The 16,061-nt window shown below is 61.1% G+C and carries 15 protein-coding genes; 3 read left to right on the top strand and 12 right to left on the bottom strand.

Features of this window, described 5'->3' with window-relative positions; genetic code table 11:
* Window positions 1-25: 25 nt before the first annotated feature.
* The 10 genes from D3870_RS23140 to D3870_RS21725 all read right to left on the bottom strand — a co-directional run bounded on the left by D3870_RS23140 (window position 26) and on the right by D3870_RS21725 (window position 11,602).
* Window positions 26-1,666 carry a methyl-accepting chemotaxis protein gene (locus D3870_RS23140; RefSeq protein ID WP_147375958.1) on the bottom strand — a complete coding sequence of 547 codons (1,641 nt, stop codon included), beginning with the start codon at window positions 1,664-1,666 and terminating at the stop codon, window positions 26-28.
* A 123-nt stretch (window positions 1,667-1,789) separates the two neighbouring features.
* Window positions 1,790-2,515 carry an amino acid ABC transporter ATP-binding protein gene (locus tag D3870_RS21765; RefSeq protein WP_119740403.1) on the bottom strand — a complete coding sequence of 242 codons (726 nt, stop codon included), beginning with the start codon at window positions 2,513-2,515 and terminating at the stop codon, window positions 1,790-1,792.
* 50 nt (window positions 2,516-2,565) lie between these two features.
* Window positions 2,566-3,258, bottom strand: coding sequence for an amino acid ABC transporter permease (locus tag D3870_RS21760; RefSeq protein WP_119740405.1), 693 nt, complete (start codon window positions 3,256-3,258; stop codon window positions 2,566-2,568).
* 2 nt (window positions 3,259-3,260) lie between these two features.
* On the bottom strand, window positions 3,261-4,013 hold the full coding sequence (locus tag D3870_RS21755) for an amino acid ABC transporter permease (RefSeq protein WP_119743114.1): 753 nt from the start codon (window positions 4,011-4,013) through the stop codon (window positions 3,261-3,263).
* A gap of 196 nt (window positions 4,014-4,209) precedes the next feature.
* Window positions 4,210-5,121 carry a transporter substrate-binding domain-containing protein gene (locus D3870_RS21750; RefSeq protein ID WP_119743113.1) on the bottom strand — a complete coding sequence of 304 codons (912 nt, stop codon included), beginning with the start codon at window positions 5,119-5,121 and terminating at the stop codon, window positions 4,210-4,212.
* A gap of 321 nt (window positions 5,122-5,442) precedes the next feature.
* Complete coding sequence (locus D3870_RS21745; RefSeq protein WP_119743112.1) at window positions 5,443-6,138, bottom strand: hypothetical protein; 696 nt, start codon at window positions 6,136-6,138, stop codon at window positions 5,443-5,445.
* An 8-nt stretch (window positions 6,139-6,146) separates the two neighbouring features.
* The gene (locus D3870_RS21740; RefSeq protein WP_119743111.1) at window positions 6,147-6,746 is read right to left on the bottom strand and encodes a hypothetical protein; all 600 of its coding nucleotides are present in this window, start codon (window positions 6,744-6,746) and stop codon (window positions 6,147-6,149) included.
* A gap of 397 nt (window positions 6,747-7,143) precedes the next feature.
* Window positions 7,144-9,633 carry an RNA polymerase sigma factor RpoD gene (rpoD, locus tag D3870_RS21735; protein WP_119743110.1) on the bottom strand — a complete coding sequence of 830 codons (2,490 nt, stop codon included), beginning with the start codon at window positions 9,631-9,633 and terminating at the stop codon, window positions 7,144-7,146.
* Between the two features lie 354 nt (window positions 9,634-9,987).
* Window positions 9,988-10,770, bottom strand: a complete 783-nt coding sequence (locus D3870_RS21730; protein WP_119743109.1) for a molybdopterin-binding protein — start codon at window positions 10,768-10,770, stop codon at window positions 9,988-9,990.
* The gene (locus D3870_RS21725; protein WP_119743108.1) at window positions 10,757-11,602 is read right to left on the bottom strand and encodes a cytochrome b/b6 domain-containing protein; all 846 of its coding nucleotides are present in this window, start codon (window positions 11,600-11,602) and stop codon (window positions 10,757-10,759) included. The genes D3870_RS21730 and D3870_RS21725 overlap by 14 nt, the downstream gene beginning before the upstream one ends.
* A gap of 363 nt (window positions 11,603-11,965) precedes the next feature.
* Here D3870_RS21725 and msrB point away from each other — a divergent pair, with 363 nt between their 5' ends.
* The gene (gene msrB, locus D3870_RS21715) at window positions 11,966-12,466 is read left to right on the top strand and encodes a peptide-methionine (R)-S-oxide reductase MsrB (RefSeq protein WP_119743222.1); all 501 of its coding nucleotides are present in this window, start codon (window positions 11,966-11,968) and stop codon (window positions 12,464-12,466) included.
* A 12-nt stretch (window positions 12,467-12,478) separates the two neighbouring features.
* On the opposite strand, the gene D3870_RS21710 is transcribed toward msrB, so the two are convergent.
* Window positions 12,479-12,682: a hypothetical protein gene (locus D3870_RS21710; RefSeq protein WP_119743106.1), complete on the bottom strand. Its 204-nt coding sequence runs from the start codon at window positions 12,680-12,682 to the stop codon at window positions 12,479-12,481.
* A gap of 239 nt (window positions 12,683-12,921) precedes the next feature.
* Here D3870_RS21710 and D3870_RS21705 point away from each other — a divergent pair, with 239 nt between their 5' ends.
* Together D3870_RS21705 and D3870_RS21700 are read left to right on the top strand one after the other, a co-directional pair.
* Window positions 12,922-14,937: an AsmA family protein gene (locus D3870_RS21705; RefSeq protein WP_119743105.1), complete on the top strand. Its 2,016-nt coding sequence runs from the start codon at window positions 12,922-12,924 to the stop codon at window positions 14,935-14,937.
* A 48-nt stretch (window positions 14,938-14,985) separates the two neighbouring features.
* Window positions 14,986-15,198 (top strand): hypothetical protein, encoded by a 213-nt coding sequence (locus tag D3870_RS21700; RefSeq protein WP_158590547.1) that lies wholly within the window; start codon window positions 14,986-14,988, stop codon window positions 15,196-15,198.
* 21 nt (window positions 15,199-15,219) lie between these two features.
* On the opposite strand, the gene D3870_RS21695 is transcribed toward D3870_RS21700, so the two are convergent.
* Window positions 15,220-15,816 carry a hypothetical protein gene (locus D3870_RS21695; protein WP_147375956.1) on the bottom strand — a complete coding sequence of 199 codons (597 nt, stop codon included), beginning with the start codon at window positions 15,814-15,816 and terminating at the stop codon, window positions 15,220-15,222.
* Between the last annotated feature and the right edge of the window lie 245 nt (window positions 15,817-16,061).

Below are 16,061 nucleotides of genomic sequence, written 5' to 3'. Positions count from 1 at the left end.
CGTCGCAAGAGCTTGCCCGATCATTTCAGGAATTGCGCAACGCAAGCGTCCTGCGCCCCATGGCTTCTGCCGCATCGTGCTCGGAGTGCTCCGGGTACGCGTGCTCGTCTCCTTCGTCTCCTATTACATGCACCTTGAAATAGGCAACATCGCGCGCCAGCGCCGCAGCGTGCTGCTGCAATCCTTCCGCTGCCTGCGCCGCCTCCTGCACCATTGCCGCATTCTGCCGGGTCACCAGATCCATCTGCTTCACCGCCCGATCCGCGCTCTCGATGCCGATAATCTGCTGCTCGCTGGCGCGCGCGATCTCTGCAATGAAACTGTTCACGCTGCGGATCGACTGCAGGATGTTCTGCATCGCATTGCCGGCCTCGTCGACCAGCCGTGTGCCGTGCTGCACGTTGCTTTCCGATTCGTCGATCAGGTGCTTGATCTCCTTTGCGGCCGCAGCGGAACGTTGCGCAAGCGCCCTGACCTCGGTTGCCACGACGGCAAAACCCCGACCCTGCTCGCCGGCGCGTGCCGCTTCGACCGCCGCATTGAGCGCAAGGATATTGGTTTGAAATGCAATGCCGTCGATGACGCCGATGATGTCGGAGATCTTGCGCGAGCTTGCATCGATCGCACCCATGGTCTGGATGACTTTTGCCACGACCTCGCCGCCTTCCGTCGCGCTGTCCTGCGCGGTGCCGGCCAGCTCGCTCGCCTGCCGGGCGCTTTCCGCATTGCCGTGCACGGTGTCGTTCAGTCTGGAAATGGAAGACACGGTTTCCGTCAGCGCGGCTGCCTGCTGCTCGGTGCGTGTCGCGAGATCCGTGTTGCCTTCGGCGATGGCACCGGAACCTGCTGCCACGAATTCCGTGGTCCGGCGGATTCTGCCGACGGTGGCTGCCAGCTGCTGCTGCATCGTCTTCATCGCAAACAGCACGCTATGCCGGTCATTGCCATTGACCGCGATGACCGCCGTCAAATCGCCGGAGGCAATCGTGCGCACCACGTCGCTGGAGTAAACCGGCTCCCCGCCCAGCTGCCTGTAGAGCGTGCGAATGAGGATATAACCTGCTGCCGCCGCGGCCAGGCCCGCGACCAGAATCGTCGCCAGCATCAAGGCACGGATGGACGTGTAGCGTACGCTTGCCTTCTCGTATTCGTCCCTGGCGCCTTCCACCTGATACTTCCGCAAGGCGCGCAGTTCAGCGTTTACCGGTTGCAACAGTGGAACGATTCTGGTCTTCAACAGCTGGTTCGTGCCGTCGAGGTCGAGCACTGCCAGCGATGCCAGTGCGGGCTCCAGACCTTCCTTGATCAGTTTCGCTTGCGCCGCCTTCAAACGGGCGGAACTTGCCGCTTCCTCGGATGACAACGTCGTTGCCATGTAGGCCGCCAGCAGCGTCGAGGATTCCGCGATGTTTTTTTGCACCTGCGCGGTTTTGGAGTTGACTTGATCCGGCATCGGATCCAGCAGCGCGGAAGCGATGGCCAGATGGCTGCCTTGCACAAGCTGCTCGACCGCGTTCAGGTTGTTGAAGGCGATCGTTCTGTTTTCATAAACGCTCTTCAGGCCGTCATTGGATTTCTGCATGCCGTAGAGCCCGAGAAACCCGATGCCGCAGGCGAGTACGACAAGCAAAGCCAACACGCTGATCAAGCGAAACCTGACAGTCATCTTCGTCCTTTCGGAGGCAAGCCGCAAAACGGAAACGCATCACCGATCCATGCCATTGTCGTGCGCAATGGATGGACTAAAAAGAACAGGCGCACCAACCAGTGCGCCTTGTAGCGCGCTGCCTCAGTGAATGATCTTGGCGAGGAAGTCGCGTGCGCGTTCGGAGCGGGGGGCGCCGAAGAAGTCGTCCTTGGCGCAGTCCTCGACGATGGCGCCGCGGTCCATGAAGATCACGCGGTCGGCCACCTTGCGGGCGAAGCCCATCTCGTGCGTCACCACCATCATCGTCATGCCATCCTGCGCCAGCCCCACCATCACGTCCAGCACCTCGTTGATCATTTCCGGGTCCAGCGCCGAGGTCGGCTCGTCGAACAGCATCGCGATCGGGTCCATCGACAGCGCGCGCGCGATCGCCACCCGCTGCTGCTGGCCGCCCGACAGCTGGCCCGGGAACTTGTCCTTCTGCGACAGCAGGCCGACCCGGTCGAGGTACTTCAGGCCCTTCTCGGTGGCCTCCTCCTCGCTGCGTCCGAGCACCTTGACCTGGCCCAGCGTCAGGTTCTGCCGGATCGACAGGTGCGGGAACAGCTCGAAGTTCTGGAACACCATGCCGATCTTCGCGCGCAGCTTCGACAGGTTGGTCTTCGGGTCGCCCACCGACACGGTATCGACCAGGATCTGCCCCTTCTGGAACGGCTCCAGCCCGTTGACGGTCTTGATCAGGGTCGACTTGCCCGAGCCCGACGGCCCGCACACCACCACCACGTCGCCCTTGGCCACGCTGGTGGTGCAGTCGGTCAGCACCTGGAAGCTGCCGTACCACTTGCTCACGTCTTTCATTTCAATCATCTTGCTCTCCTGCATTCTGTGTTCGTTTCACGGATCGGGTAGGCCGCGGCTTATCGGATGATGGCGACGCGCTGCTGCAGCCGCCGCACCAGCCACGACAGCGCGTAGCAGATGATGAAGTACACCACCGCCACGAACAGGTACATCTCGACCAGCCGGCCGTCGCGCTGCGCCACCTTGGAGGCGGCGCCGACGAAGTCGGTGATCGACAGCACATACACCAGCGAGACGTCCTGGAACAGCACGATGGTCTGCGTCAAGAGCACCGGGATCATGTTGCGGAACGCCTGCGGCAGCACGATGGTGCCCATGGTCTGCCAGTAGTTCATGCCGAGCGCGTAGCCGGCCCACACCTGGCCGCGCGGGATCGACTGGATGCCGGCGCGCATGATCTCGCAGTAGTAGGCCGCCTCGAACAGGATGAAGGTGATCAGCGAGGAGGTGAAGGCGCCGACCCGCACCGGTTCGCTTGAGCCGATCAGCCACGCGCCGATGTAGGGCACGAGGAAGTAGAACCAGAAGATCACCAGCACCAGCGGGACCGAGCGGATCAGGTTGACGTAGGTGGTGGCCGCCGTCGAGATCAGCCGGTTGCTGGACAGGCGCATCATCGCCAAGAGGGTGCCGAGGATGATGCCGCCGATCATGGCCAGCGCGGTCAGTTCCAGCGTGAAGGCCATGCCGGTCTGGAACAGGTAGACCCAGGAGCGCTCGATGACGTCGAAGTCGAAATTGCCGAACATGGTCAGTGCCCTCCCGCGCCGGCGGTGCCGGTGGTGATGAAGCCGGGCACGGCGACCCGCTTCTCGATGAAGCGCATCAGGTTGACCACGATCACGTTGACCACGATGTAGATGAGGGTGGCGGCGGTGAAGGCCTCGAACACCTGGAACGAGAATTCCTGCATCGAGCGCGCGCGCGCGGTCAGTTCCATCAGGCCGATGGTGAGCGCCACCGCGCTGTTCTTGATGATGTTGAGAAACTCGCTGGTGAGCGGCGGGATGACGATGCGAAACGCCATCGGCAGCAGCACGTGGCGGTAGGTCTGCGGCAGCGTCAGGCCGAGCGCGGTGCCGGCCATCTTCTGGCCGCGCGGCAGCGCGTTGATGCCGGCCGAGACCTGCACCGCCACCCGCGACGAGGTGAAGAAGCCGAGGCAGATGACGGCGGTGACGAAGGCCGCGTCCGGACGCGACTTGAGCCAGTTGCCCAGCGCCTCGGGCACCAGTTCCGGCATCACGAAGTACCACAGGAACATCTGCACCAGCAGCGGGATGTTGCGGAACAGCTCGATGTAGCCGTCGGCCACGCGCGCCGCGGTCCGGTTCGGCATGGTGCGGATGGTGCCGACGATCGCGCCCAGCACCAGCGCCATGATCCACGCCGACAGCGCCGTCGCCAGCGTCCACATCAGCCCCGACCACAGCGTGTCCATGTACGTCCCCATCCCGTCAGGCGACGCCTCCCAGAAGATCCGCCAGTTCCAGTTGTAATTCATGTTCTCTTGCTTCTGTAGGAAATTGTTTGTTCGATTCGTTTATTCGAATCGGTTATTCGATAAGCCTGGCAGCCGCAGCCGCCGCGAAAAAACCTGCTGCCGTTCGCACGATATTTTGTGCAAAGCAGCAATCCATCCATCTCAAAATAAAACGGGAGGCATGCGCCCCCCGTTCGGATTCACGCTCTATGCAGAATCAATGCAGCACGTACGCAGCCGGATCGCCGGAATCGGTCGGCTTCGCGAAAACCGCCTTCAATTCCTTGCTCATCGGGACGTTCAGGTTGATGCCCTTCGGCGGGATCGCCGACATGAACCATTTCTTGTAGATGGCCTCGACATCGCCGGAGGTGTACACCTTGGAGATCGCGGCATCGACCACCTTCTTGAATGCCGGGTCGTCGCGACGCTGGATGATGGCGTATGGCTCGACCGACAGCGCTTCATCCGTGATCGCGTAGTCGTTCGGTGCCTTCGAGCTGGCCGCCAGCGATGCCAGCAGGATGTCGTCCATCGCGAACGCCACCGCACGGCCGGTTTCGACCATCAGGAAAGCTTCGGCGTGATCCTTGGCCGCCAGGATGTTCATGCCGAGGTTGCGCTCGGCGTTCAATGCCGTGATCTGCTTGATGTTGGAGGTGCCGGAAGTCGAGACGATGGTCTTGCCCTTCATGTCGGCCAGCGACTTGATGTTGGCCGACTTCTTGGCCAGCAGACGGTTAGCGGTGATGAACATGGTCGGTGCAAACGACACCTGCTTCTGGCGCTCCAGGTTGTTGGTCGCCGAACCGCAGCTCAGGTCGATGGTGCCGTTGGCGATCAGCGGAATGCGGGTTGCCGACGTGACCGGGGTCATCTTGATGTTCAGCGACGTCATGCCCAGCTGCTTCTGGATCGCGTTGGCCACCTTCATGCACAGGTCGATCGAGTAGCCTTGGTACTGCTGCTTGTCATCGATGTACGAGAATGGAATGGAGGAGTCGCGCACACCCAGATTCAGCGTGCCGTTTTCCTTGATTCTCTTGAGCGTCGGGCTTTCCTGCGCCTGCGCCGCTCCGGCGATCATTCCTGCTCCAAGCAATACCGCGATCAACTTTGTCAATTTCATGACGTCTCCTGAAAATGCTGCATTCAAAAAAATAACAGTACGGACATGTACTGCATGCAAGTCTTGTTCCCGCTAAACAAACCGGGACGAACATGATGCTAGAGCAATGTATCAACGTTCATCCAATGCTTTGTTAGCACCGGTGTATGCATAAAATGCATGGCCTCGGGAGAGGACCGGCGACGGAAGCAAGCATGACGGCCAGGACGCATCGTTACGGTGCAGGGATGTGCGCCGCAATGATGCGCCTTGCGCCATCATGCGTGATCGTAACCGATCGGCGCAGGCCGTCAATGACGGCCTGCGCGATAAATCGGTCACTCACTGTGCGGTGGCCGCAGCCGGGCCGGAGGACTCGCACCGGTCCATCGGGATCGTGCAAGTGATCTCTGCATGGCAGTCGACGATGATCCTGGGCGGATCGTCCTTCGGGCGCTGACGGGGTCTCATGCCCTTCATCTGCGCCCACAATGACACATCCTTTTTTTCGCACTTCTTGGGGCCCATCGTGAATCCGGGCCCGCCGGGACGTCCTTCCAGGGGATTACCCGAACGCTGTCTGCAGGTGCGTTCCGCGTTGCGGATCACCTGCGCCATGGCATCCGCCTCGTCCTCTGCATTCCAGGATGCGGCGGTCGTTTTGTAACGCTCCGTGGTGCAATTTCGCCTGGGCTTGGGTTGCGCGGGTTCCTGCGGCTTTGGTTGCGCCGCTGCGGCGGCCTGTTGCATGCGCACATACGCCTCGGCCTCGGCGCGGCGGTGATCGCCCCCCATCCTGGCTGCCTGCGCATCGACCGCTGCATCGAACTCGGCCTTGGCGCGCGCCTTCTCGGCATCCTGCCGGTCCCGTTCTGCGCGTTCCGCCGGTGTGCAGTAAGCCCGGTTGCTTGCACAGGTGTTACGGGGCATGGTCAGAATAATCCCCTGCGGCTCGGCGGCGACACTCGCCGGCATCACGTTCGCCAGAACCGCAGCGAGCAGCAAATGTCCGATGGATGGTCGAAGGCTGGCGATCATGTGCCTTCCTAGAATCCGGTGCCGCCGGTGGCGTCGCATGCCGCCCGCAGGAATTCCATCGCAAAGCCGACGCGCTTGGCGAGGGCATCGGACGGCAGGACCAGCAGCAAGGAGCTATTGGGTTTGCTTATGTAACTATCCTGCACGCCCTTCAAGATCTCCACTCTGTTGTCGTCCCTGACCTTGACTTGCGCCACCGTTTTCCAGTCAATCTTGAACGGCGGAGCGGCGGGAAGGAATTCCCTGGATTCCCAATTCGTGTAGTTGTTCGGGGCGTCTTCAAAGGTCCGCGGGTGACGACTGCTATCGATGATCATCGTGCATGTACCTGACGGCCCCTGTTGCGCCGAATGGATCTTGTTGGAGGCAAACGCCTTGGTGATTGTCTTGTCGCGCCTGTCACTGCGACGCACCTCATTCCCCTCGAAAACGTGCCAACCAAGACCGACATCGATTGCCACGAAGGAGGAACCCTGGCCGAGCACCATGCTGATGAATTGTTGCGCTCCTTCCGGCGTCTGCTTGACCGGAGCTTGCGGCGCTTGCGAATAGGCTGGATTCTGGATGAGAAAAAACGTGGCGGTGGCAATCAGGGCAGCGCGAAGCATCAAGTCCTCCTTCCGGACACAATCAAAAAAGTTGTGCCGATCTTAACGTAGGCAGCACAGTCGGTGCAACGACCTCATCCGCGCATCCCGGCTGGGACACCACAGTGAACGCAGCTTGCACGACATCTGCCGAGGCGCGCCTGGACGCGCGTACGCGAGCGCGCATTTCCACCTCGTCGGTGGTTAACGAATTGATAATTCTCCAGCCCGGGATGAAACACGCGTCACGCTTGAACGACAGCCGTGGCGGAATGAAGATGCGAACGCGCTTGCAGCTGTCGCGCCAACAGCAAGCGCCGCCGCCCGCATGAAAAAAGGGCGCGCATCGCCGCGCTGACGCTGCCCGTGCCGGCAGCTGCGCGGGCGATGCACGCCCTCTGCGGTCTTTCTGAAACGCTTAATTGCTTTCCAGCAGAGTCCTGAGCTTTTCCGAGCGCGAGGCGTGACGCAGCTTGCTCATCGCCTTCGCCTCGATCTGACGGATGCGTTCGCGCGTGACGTCGAACTGCTTGCCGACTTCTTCCAGCGTGAAGTCGCTCGCCATGTCCACGCCGTAGCGCATGCGCAGCACCTTCGCTTCGCGCGCCGGCAGGCTGTCGAGCACTTCGCGGATCACGTCACGCATGGAGGCATGCAGCGCGGCCTCGGCCGGCGCGAGGTTGGATTCGTCCGGGATGAAGTCGCCCAGCAGCGCGTCGCCGTCGTCGCCCATCGGCATGTCCATCGAAATCGGCTCTTTCGCGATCTTCATGATCTCGCGGATCTTCTTTTCCGGCATGTCCATCTTCGCCGCGAGCGTCGCCAGATCGGGTTCCGATCCGGTTTCCATCAGCACCTGGCGCGTGATCCGGTTCATCTTGTTGATCGATTCGATCATGTGCACCGGCACGCGGATGGTGCGCGCCTGGTCCGCGATGGCGCGCGTGATGGCCTGGCGGATCCACCATGTCGCATAGGTCGAGAACTTGTAGCCGCGCCGGTATTCGAACTTGTCCACCGCCTTGAGCAGGCCGATGTTGCCTTCCTGGATCAGGTCGAGGAATTGCAGGCCGCGGTTGACGTATTTCTTGGCGATCGAGATCACGAGGCGCAGGTTGGCCTCGGTCATTTCGCGCTTGGCCTGGCGCGTGCGCGATTCCCCGGTGATCATCTGCTTGTTGATGCGGCGCAGTTCGGCCAGCGGCATTGCCACGCGCTCTTCGAGCGCTGCCAGCCTGGTCTGGTATTCCTTGATCGCGGGCGCGTTGCGGCGCAGGACCGCGCAGTAGGCTTGCGGCGCGTCGGCTTCGCCATCGACCCATGCGGGATTGGTTTCGTTGCCGGGGAAGGATTCGATGAAATGGGCGCGTGGCATGCCGCACTTGTTGACGGCCACATCCAGGATCTTCCGCTCGAAGCGGCGCATCTCGTCGACCTGCGCGCGCAGCGTGTCGCACAGTTTCTCCACCACCTTCGCGCCAAAACGCATTTCCAGAAATTCGCTCGAGATCGCCTGCTGCGCGAGCAGGTAGGCGCTGGAACCGTAGCCGCCGCCGGCATTGGCCTTGCGCATGCGCTCGAACTGGGCCGACACGGCAGCGAACTTTTGCAGTGCGGACTTGCGCAGCTCGGCGAGCTGCTGCTCCGACAGGCTGGCGGAACCGGCTGCCGGCGTATCATCTTCCTCTTCCAGCACGTCTTCGAGCTCGTCTTCGTCGTCTTCGTCGGCAGCGGCCTTGTTCGCGACCACTACCGGCTCGCCCGCGTTCGCATCGACCAGGCCGTCGATCAGGTCGTCGATCTTGATTTCATCCTTTTCGACCTGTCCGGCCAGCGCCAGCACTTCCGCGATCGTCGTCGGGCATGCGGAGATTGCCTGCATCATGTCGCGCAGGCCGTCCTCGATGCGCTTGGCGATCTCGATTTCGCCTTCGCGGGTCAACAGTGGCACCGATGCCATTTCGCGCATGTACATGCGCACCGGATCGGTGGTGCGGCCGAAATCGGAATCGACCGCCGACATCGCGGTGGCGACCGCCGCTTCGGCCTCGTCGTCGCTGGTGACGGTGACCACGCTGTCCGACAGCATCAGCGTCTCGGCATCGGGCGCCTGTTCGCACACCTGGATGCCCATGTCGTTCAGCGTGCCGATCAGGCCTGCAATGGCTTCGGGATCGGCGATGTTTTCCGGCAAATGGTCGTTGATTTCGGCATGCGTGAGAAAGCCGCGATCCTTGCCGAGCTTGATCAGCAGCTTGATCTGCTGACGCCGCGCTTCGAGGTCGCCCTCGTTCACGCCCTCTTCGGCACCCTTTATCTGGCGCGTCCTCGCCTTCGACGCGGCTTTCAGTTCGGAGCGTTCGACGGCATTCAGCGCGGCGATCTCGTCGTTTTCCGGCTGGAATTCGGAGGGACGGCGGCCGCGCCGGCCCGGCACCTTGGCCGATGGCAGCACATAGCCGGAGGTGTCGATCGCCGCCAGCGAGGCCGCATCCGAAATGTGGACGGTCGCCGCCTCCGCGCTCTTCGCCTGCGTGTCGGCGGCGGGCACGACGGGTGCCTTCGCTGTTGACTTGCGGACGACCACGCTCTTCTTCTTTGCATCGGCCGGCACTGCGGCCGGCGCTGCGACCGGCGGCGCGTCCGGCACCGATGCCTCAACTGTTGATGCCTCTGCCGACGCTTCCGCAACTGGCACCGCAGCGCTGTCCTGGACGACCCGCCGCACACGTCCCTTGGTAATGACGGTGACGTTGGTCGGGCTTTGCAGCGGATCGACCACATTGGCAATGGTGCGCGCCGCCTTTTGCAATGCGGGGGCAGCCGGCTCGGAAGTCGTTGCGGCAATCGTCGATTTGGTCACTGTCTTTTTGGCGGTCAGCGAGAGAGTTTTGGCGGTCTTGGTCATTGCGTCAATATTATGGGTGGCACGCGTTGCATCGGTTGGCAACTCGGCATGCCGAAAACGGGGTCATTCAGTTTCATGCGTGGAAAACCATCGCACACGGTTCCCCCATATAGGGCAGCGTGCGGCGATTTCAATGCAGGGCACCGCTATTTTTTCGGGATTGGATCTGGATGAAATGCGAGTCACAGGACGGCGAATGGTTCAAAAAACAGTCCGCCGCAACAGCAGAATTTTTTTACAGACAGCGTAAAAATAAAAGGTCGAGATTATGTTGCAATATGGAAATCGTGTCCAATTGTTCCGCGAAATATCTGTCATCAATTTCGTGAATATGCATGGCACGCCGAACCGGGATTATATGCCGGCATACCATTCATAGCCTTCGTCCTCCCAATAGCCCCCCTTCCCGCCGCCGATCTTGTCAAAACTGCTGACCAGTTCGAGCGCCATGATGTACTTCGGCATCTTGTATCCGAGCTGACGCTCCACCCGCAGCCGCACCGGCGCACCGTTCGCCACCGGCAGCGCCTTGTCATTGAGTTCATAGGCGAGCAGCGTCTGCAGGTGATACGCGTCGTCCATGTCGATGCTTTCGTAATACTTCGTGCCGGCCTCGTCCATCGGGTCCGCGCAGTAGAACACCACATAGCGCGCTTCCGGCGTCGGCGCGACGCTGTCGAGCAGGGCGGAAAGGCGCGCGCCCTTCCACTTGCCGATCGCGCTCCAGCCCTCGACGCAATCATGGCGCGTGATCTGGGTTCTGGATGGCAATGCGCGCAGTTCTTCCAGCGAAAACGTGCGCGGATGCGCGACCAGTCCGGACACCTTGAGCTGGTAAGTGGCAAAGCCGTTGGCGACGAGCATCTGATAAAAGCGGTTGCTCGGATTGGCGGTACCGTTGCTGCGAAAGGTCGGCGACAGGTCTGCCACGTCGAATTCCTGTGCCATCGAGGCGCGCGGCGTCACCAGCTTCTGCGCGGCCTGCGTCAGCTTTTCCGCGCTCTTGAGGATGGGCGGAAACCATTCGGTGCGCGACAGGCGATCGCAACCGGCCAGCAGCACCGAACCGCAGGCAGCCAGCGCGCGCAGCAGAAATTTCCGCCGCGCCGGATCATTTGAGGGATCACTCTTTTTCATCGCGGGCCTCCGCCGTGCGCAACCGGTAAATGCCGGTAAACATCGAACGCAAATGGTTCCAGAAGCCGCTGACGACGACTTCGAAGACATGGATCAGGACGAATGCAACCAGTATCCATGCCGCCAGAAAATGGATCGTGCGTCCCGACTGCCGGCCGCCGAACACATCGACCCAGCCGGGGAACAGCGCATTGAGGCGCGGCGACATCGACCAGCCGGTGACGATGATCAGCGGCAGCACGCCGAAGATGATGATCAGATAGGCGAGCTTTTGCAGCACGTTGTAATGCTTTTCGGCCTCGCCCACCGGATGGCGGAACAGCACATGCTCCTTGATCGATTTCCCGATGGAACGCCAATCCCGCGCATCCGGCGTCAGGTCGCGCAAGAGATGCCGGCTGAAGACCGAATAGAGCACATACGCGACGCCGTTGAGCACGAACACCCAGGCAAAGAAGAGATGCCAATGACGCCCGCGCGCCAGCCATTGCACGTCCGGCAGCGTCGCCCACGCCGGGAAGCCGCGTTCGACGACCTTGCCGTTCGGCGCTTTCGAAGCGCCGAGGATGCCGGTAGTGAAGAATTCGTGGCCCAGGATCGTGGTGATGCCGGACAACTCGCCGTCCTGCGATGGCCTTGCATACATCTCCAGCACGGGAGGTTGGCCGGTATAGGACGATTTCCCCCAATACAGCGCCGGGTGCGCGTTGAAGATTTGCAGTCCGCTCATCAACAGCGCGATCACCGCGATGACATTGATCCAATGCATGATCCGTACCGGCAGGGAATGTCGGCGGTACAGCGATGGATCGTCGGGAACAGAGGCGGACATCTAGTGTCCTGTTTCGCAAATTCGTTGCATAAAAGTTGACGAGAATCGTGCCGATACCGCGTCAAAAATGCTCGCAAGGCATCAGCCTTGCTGCGCTTTCTTCCTTGTCTCGCCCCGATTTCGTCACTTTTCTTTTGCAACGAACTTGCGAAACAGGACACTGGCACCTCGCGGCGGGATGCGGCAAGAAGCCGCAGGACACAGATCACTATACGCCGCGCCGGAAAATCCGCAGTGCGAATCGATTTTCGATATCGATCGCATCAAGCGCGGCTGCTGGCCTTGCACAGGCAGCGCTCCGCAGAGGCGAGGGGCCAACTTTTCCAGCGTTGCGTTGTCAAATGGATGCATCAGGAGTTCAACATGAATCGCCGCCGCGTGCTGTGCGGTGCGTCCGGTATCGCCCTCGCGTATATGTTCCCCGCGCTGGCGAAAGATGACGCGCCTTCTTTCCCGCTCGTGAAATCGAAAGCCGAATGGAAGACGCTGCTGCCTGCGCAAAGCTATCGCGTCCTGTTCGAGGAAGATACCGAGCGACCCGGCTCCAGTCCGCTCAACCACGAGAAACGAAGCGGCACTTTCATTTGCGCGGCATGCAATCTGCCCTTGTTCGACAGCGCGGCAAAGTACGACAGCGGGACCGGCTGGCCCAGCTTCCATGACGCGCTGCCAAGTGCTCTGGGAATGAAAACCGATTACAAGATGATCGTGCCGCGCACCGAATATCATTGCGCCCGCTGCGGCGGCCATCAAGGACACCTGTTCAACGACGGCCCCAAACCGACTGGCTTGCGTTACTGCAATAACGGCGTCGCACTGCGCTTCGTCCCGAAAGGGGAAGCGCTGCCGAAGTTGCGCACCTGATGCCCTGCGCGCCTACTTCGACTGCAGCGACACGGCCGCGCGCGTCAACTGCGCCGCGATCATGTCCGTGTTGGCGGTAATGCCTTGCGCCAGCAATTCATCCCGCAGCTTCATGAAATGCGAAAAAACGATGGCGATCCGCCTGGCCTGATCGTCCCTGAAGGAAAAGCTGTGCTGCAACTGCTCGACCGTGCGCCCTATCGATGTGTCGCTCATGGTGATTCCTTTCGTTTCTTCGCAGGAAATGCCGGTTTCAATTGGACAAGAACATACGAAACTGCGCCGCAGAAACCGTCCTTGTATCGTCCTTGTGTATCTCACTGGAGTTTTTAACCTGGCTCATTGGTGAGGGATTGAGCTACATCACTTTTTGTTCCGCGAAACAGGTCAAATCCGCGCGATGATTTTCTGCCGCTTCGGCAAACATCAGGCGTGAATCTTGCAGCGAGAGTGACATGCGTCGCAGTGTCAAAATCACGCTGGGAAGTTTGCTTGTCGTCCTCATGCTGATCGCTTGCGGATTGGTCGTCCTTGCAGCTTTTGACTGGAACCGCATCAAGCCGTACATCAATGAACGCGCGAGCGAAGCGGCAGGCCGGCCCTTTGCCATCAATGGCGACCTGTCATTGAGCTGGGAAAGGCCGGTGCGGCCGCTGACAGGCGAGCGGCGTCTGTTGCCATGGCCGCATCTGCGCGCGCATGACGTCACGCTTGCCAATCCGGATTGGGCGACAACCGGGCCGATGATGGCGCGCGTGCAACAAGTCGATTTCACGATAGAACTGCTGCCGCTGCTGCGCAAAATCATCAACGTCAATTCGCTCCTGCTGACCGAGCCGCAATTGGTACTGGAGCAGGACAAGGAGCGCCGGAACAACTGGACCTTGCCGAAACGCGAAGACGAGTCCGAATGGCAGATCGCATTGCACGACCTTGCGCTTACCAGGGGAACCGTGCGTCTGCTCGATGCGGTCAAGCGCGCCGACATCACTGCGCGGATCGATACGCTTGCCGAAGGTGAACACCCCGGCGGCATCCGCTGGCAGCTCGATGGGAAATTCAATGGCGAACGCCTGACCGGCAGCGGGGTGGCCGGCGCCTTGCTGTCACTGCAGCGGCACGACGTTCGATATCCCGTGGAAGCGGAACTGAAGATCGGCAACACCGAAATCACGATCGACGGCACATTCACCGACCCCGCCCGTTTCAGCGAACTCGATGTCGACGCCCGGGTGCTGGGGGCCAGCATGGCGCAGCTGTTTCCGCTGATCGGCGTGCTGCTGCCGGAGACGCCGAAGTTTTCGACCGCAGGCCGGCTTGTCGGCAGGATAGGAGGCGGCAATACACATCTGCGCTATGAAAAGTTCACCGGCAAGGTCGGCTCCAGCGACCTGCGCGGCACGCTCGAATACGTTCAGCAAAAGCCGCGCTCGCTGCTGCGCGGCGAAGTGGTGTCGAACTACCTGAATCTGAACGATTTGCGCGTCCTGCTCGGCACCGATTCACCGGAAGAACAGAAAAAGCGCGGTGCCACCTTCAAGCAGCCACCCGGCAAGGTTCTGCCGGTCGAGCCGTTCAGGACCGACCGCTGGACCGGCATTGATGTGCAGGTGCAGTTCACGGGAGCGAAGATCGTGCGCGCGACGGAATTGCCGATCGACAATCTGGTGGCAAGGATTCAGCTCGACAATGGCGTGCTGGCCATGAGACCGCTGAATTTCGGCGTGGCCGGCGGCAGGCTGACATCGGATCTGGAAATCAACGGACGCGGCAAACCGGTCAAGGCGCAAATGAACATCGCGGCGCGCGGACTGCACCTCAAGCGGTTGTTCCCGAAAGTGGAAGCCATGCAAGCCAGCCTCGGCCAGATCAACGGCAATGCGCGGCTGACCGCCACCGGCGATTCATTCGCCGCCCTGCTCGCCTCCTCCAACGGCGAGGTGAAGGCACTGATCAGTCAGGGCAGCATCAGCAAGCTGATTCTGGAAGCGATGGGCCTCAACGTCGGCAGCGTCGTGATTGCCACGCTGTTCGGCGACCGGCAGGTCAGCATCAATTGCATGGCCGCAGACTTCAGCGTCAGCGACGGCTTGATGCAGACGCGAACCTTCATCGTCGATACCGAGGACGCGAAAATCGGGGTGGATGGCCAGATCGACCTTGCGAAGGAAGCCTTGAACCTGAAGATCGAGCCGCAGAGCAAGGGCGTTCGTCTGCTGTCCCTGCGCTCACCCTTGTATGTGACCGGCACGTTCAAACAGCCTGAAGTCGGTGTGGACAAGGGCGCGGTGGCGCTCAGGGCGGGCGCCGCCGCGGTGCTCGGAGCGGTGGCCGCGCCGCTGGCCTCGCTGCTGGCGCTGATCAACCCTGGCCCGGAGGAAGACAGTCCCTGTGCGCAATTGCTGGCGCAGGCCCAGGAAAAACCGGTTGCGCCTCCGCCCGGAAAGACGGCGCCCGGCGCGCAACGATGATACTGCGCACGGGCAGCGCCGCGAGCCGACTTTTTCATCGTGATCGCCATGAACCTGAACAAGCTCTGGCGCTTGACCAAGGCCACCTTTTCATCCTGGAGCGACGACTACGCGGCCAGCATGGGAGCGGCGCTTTCGTATTACACGATGTTCTCGATCGCACCGCTGTTGCTGATCGTGATATCGATTGCCGGCCTCGTCTTCGGCGAGGAGGCGGCACACCTGCTGAAGAATCCCGCCGGCTCCTTGCTTCCGGCATGATTTCCCGCATTGCCTCCCGCATTACTTCCAGAATGTACCTGCCGTCAGCCTGTGGAGAAACAGCCCGAATCTCCTGCCGAACTGCATGCCGCGCCCCGGCATCGCGATGCGATGGGCCAACCACAGCAGAAGCGATCCGCACGCAGCAAACAGCAGCAGCGTGACGGCAAGTTGCACAAATCCGTCCATGCGCGCTTCCCGCTGCTGCCTGCGCCATTGCCCGAGCGCGCTCTCGACATCGGCCTGCGACAGGGCGAACGAGCGCGCCACCGTTCTTGTATATGCCGCGACCTGCGGCGAGCCCTTGAACTCAATCCATGCCACCTCGTCCCTGCTGGTGAGGTAGGGAATGAACTTCAGCTCGCCGATGCGAATCGCCCTGAAGCAGAGTTCGATGTTGAAGCGCGCGCCGTCGGGACCTTCGCGATACGAATACTCGCGCGCAGCGTCGCGGTCGCAATGCTCCACCTTGAGCGGGGCCGCGCCGGGCGACTGCACTTGATAGACCAGCCATACCTGCGGCACGGCATTCCACGCATTGATGCTGCCGGCAATCAGGGCGATCGTGAATGCCAGCAGGAAAATCGTACGGAATGCTGCAAGAAGATTTCTGCGCATGTGCTGTCCTGCCGGCATGGAAGTCTCTGATCCTGCAAGAGTAATACCGGGATGCACTTGCACAGTTGATGTAAAGCAGTGATGGAAATCGCGCACGGGATCGTCATGATTTGCGGTGTCTCGCGACGCACCGCTCAAACCTTCACTATAAATATCCATGCGAGCCGCTTTTCGGCGATATAACGCCACAAGCCCTGCGTTGCCGCAGGCCGTGAACCCTGATGAACCGGTGATGCAACGGATGT

Origin of the sequence: Noviherbaspirillum cavernae (genome assembly GCF_003590875.1) — a bacterium.
Classification (GTDB): Bacteria; Pseudomonadota; Gammaproteobacteria; order Burkholderiales; family Burkholderiaceae_D; genus Noviherbaspirillum; species Noviherbaspirillum cavernae.
This window is presented reverse-complemented; position numbering and strand designations above follow the sequence as displayed.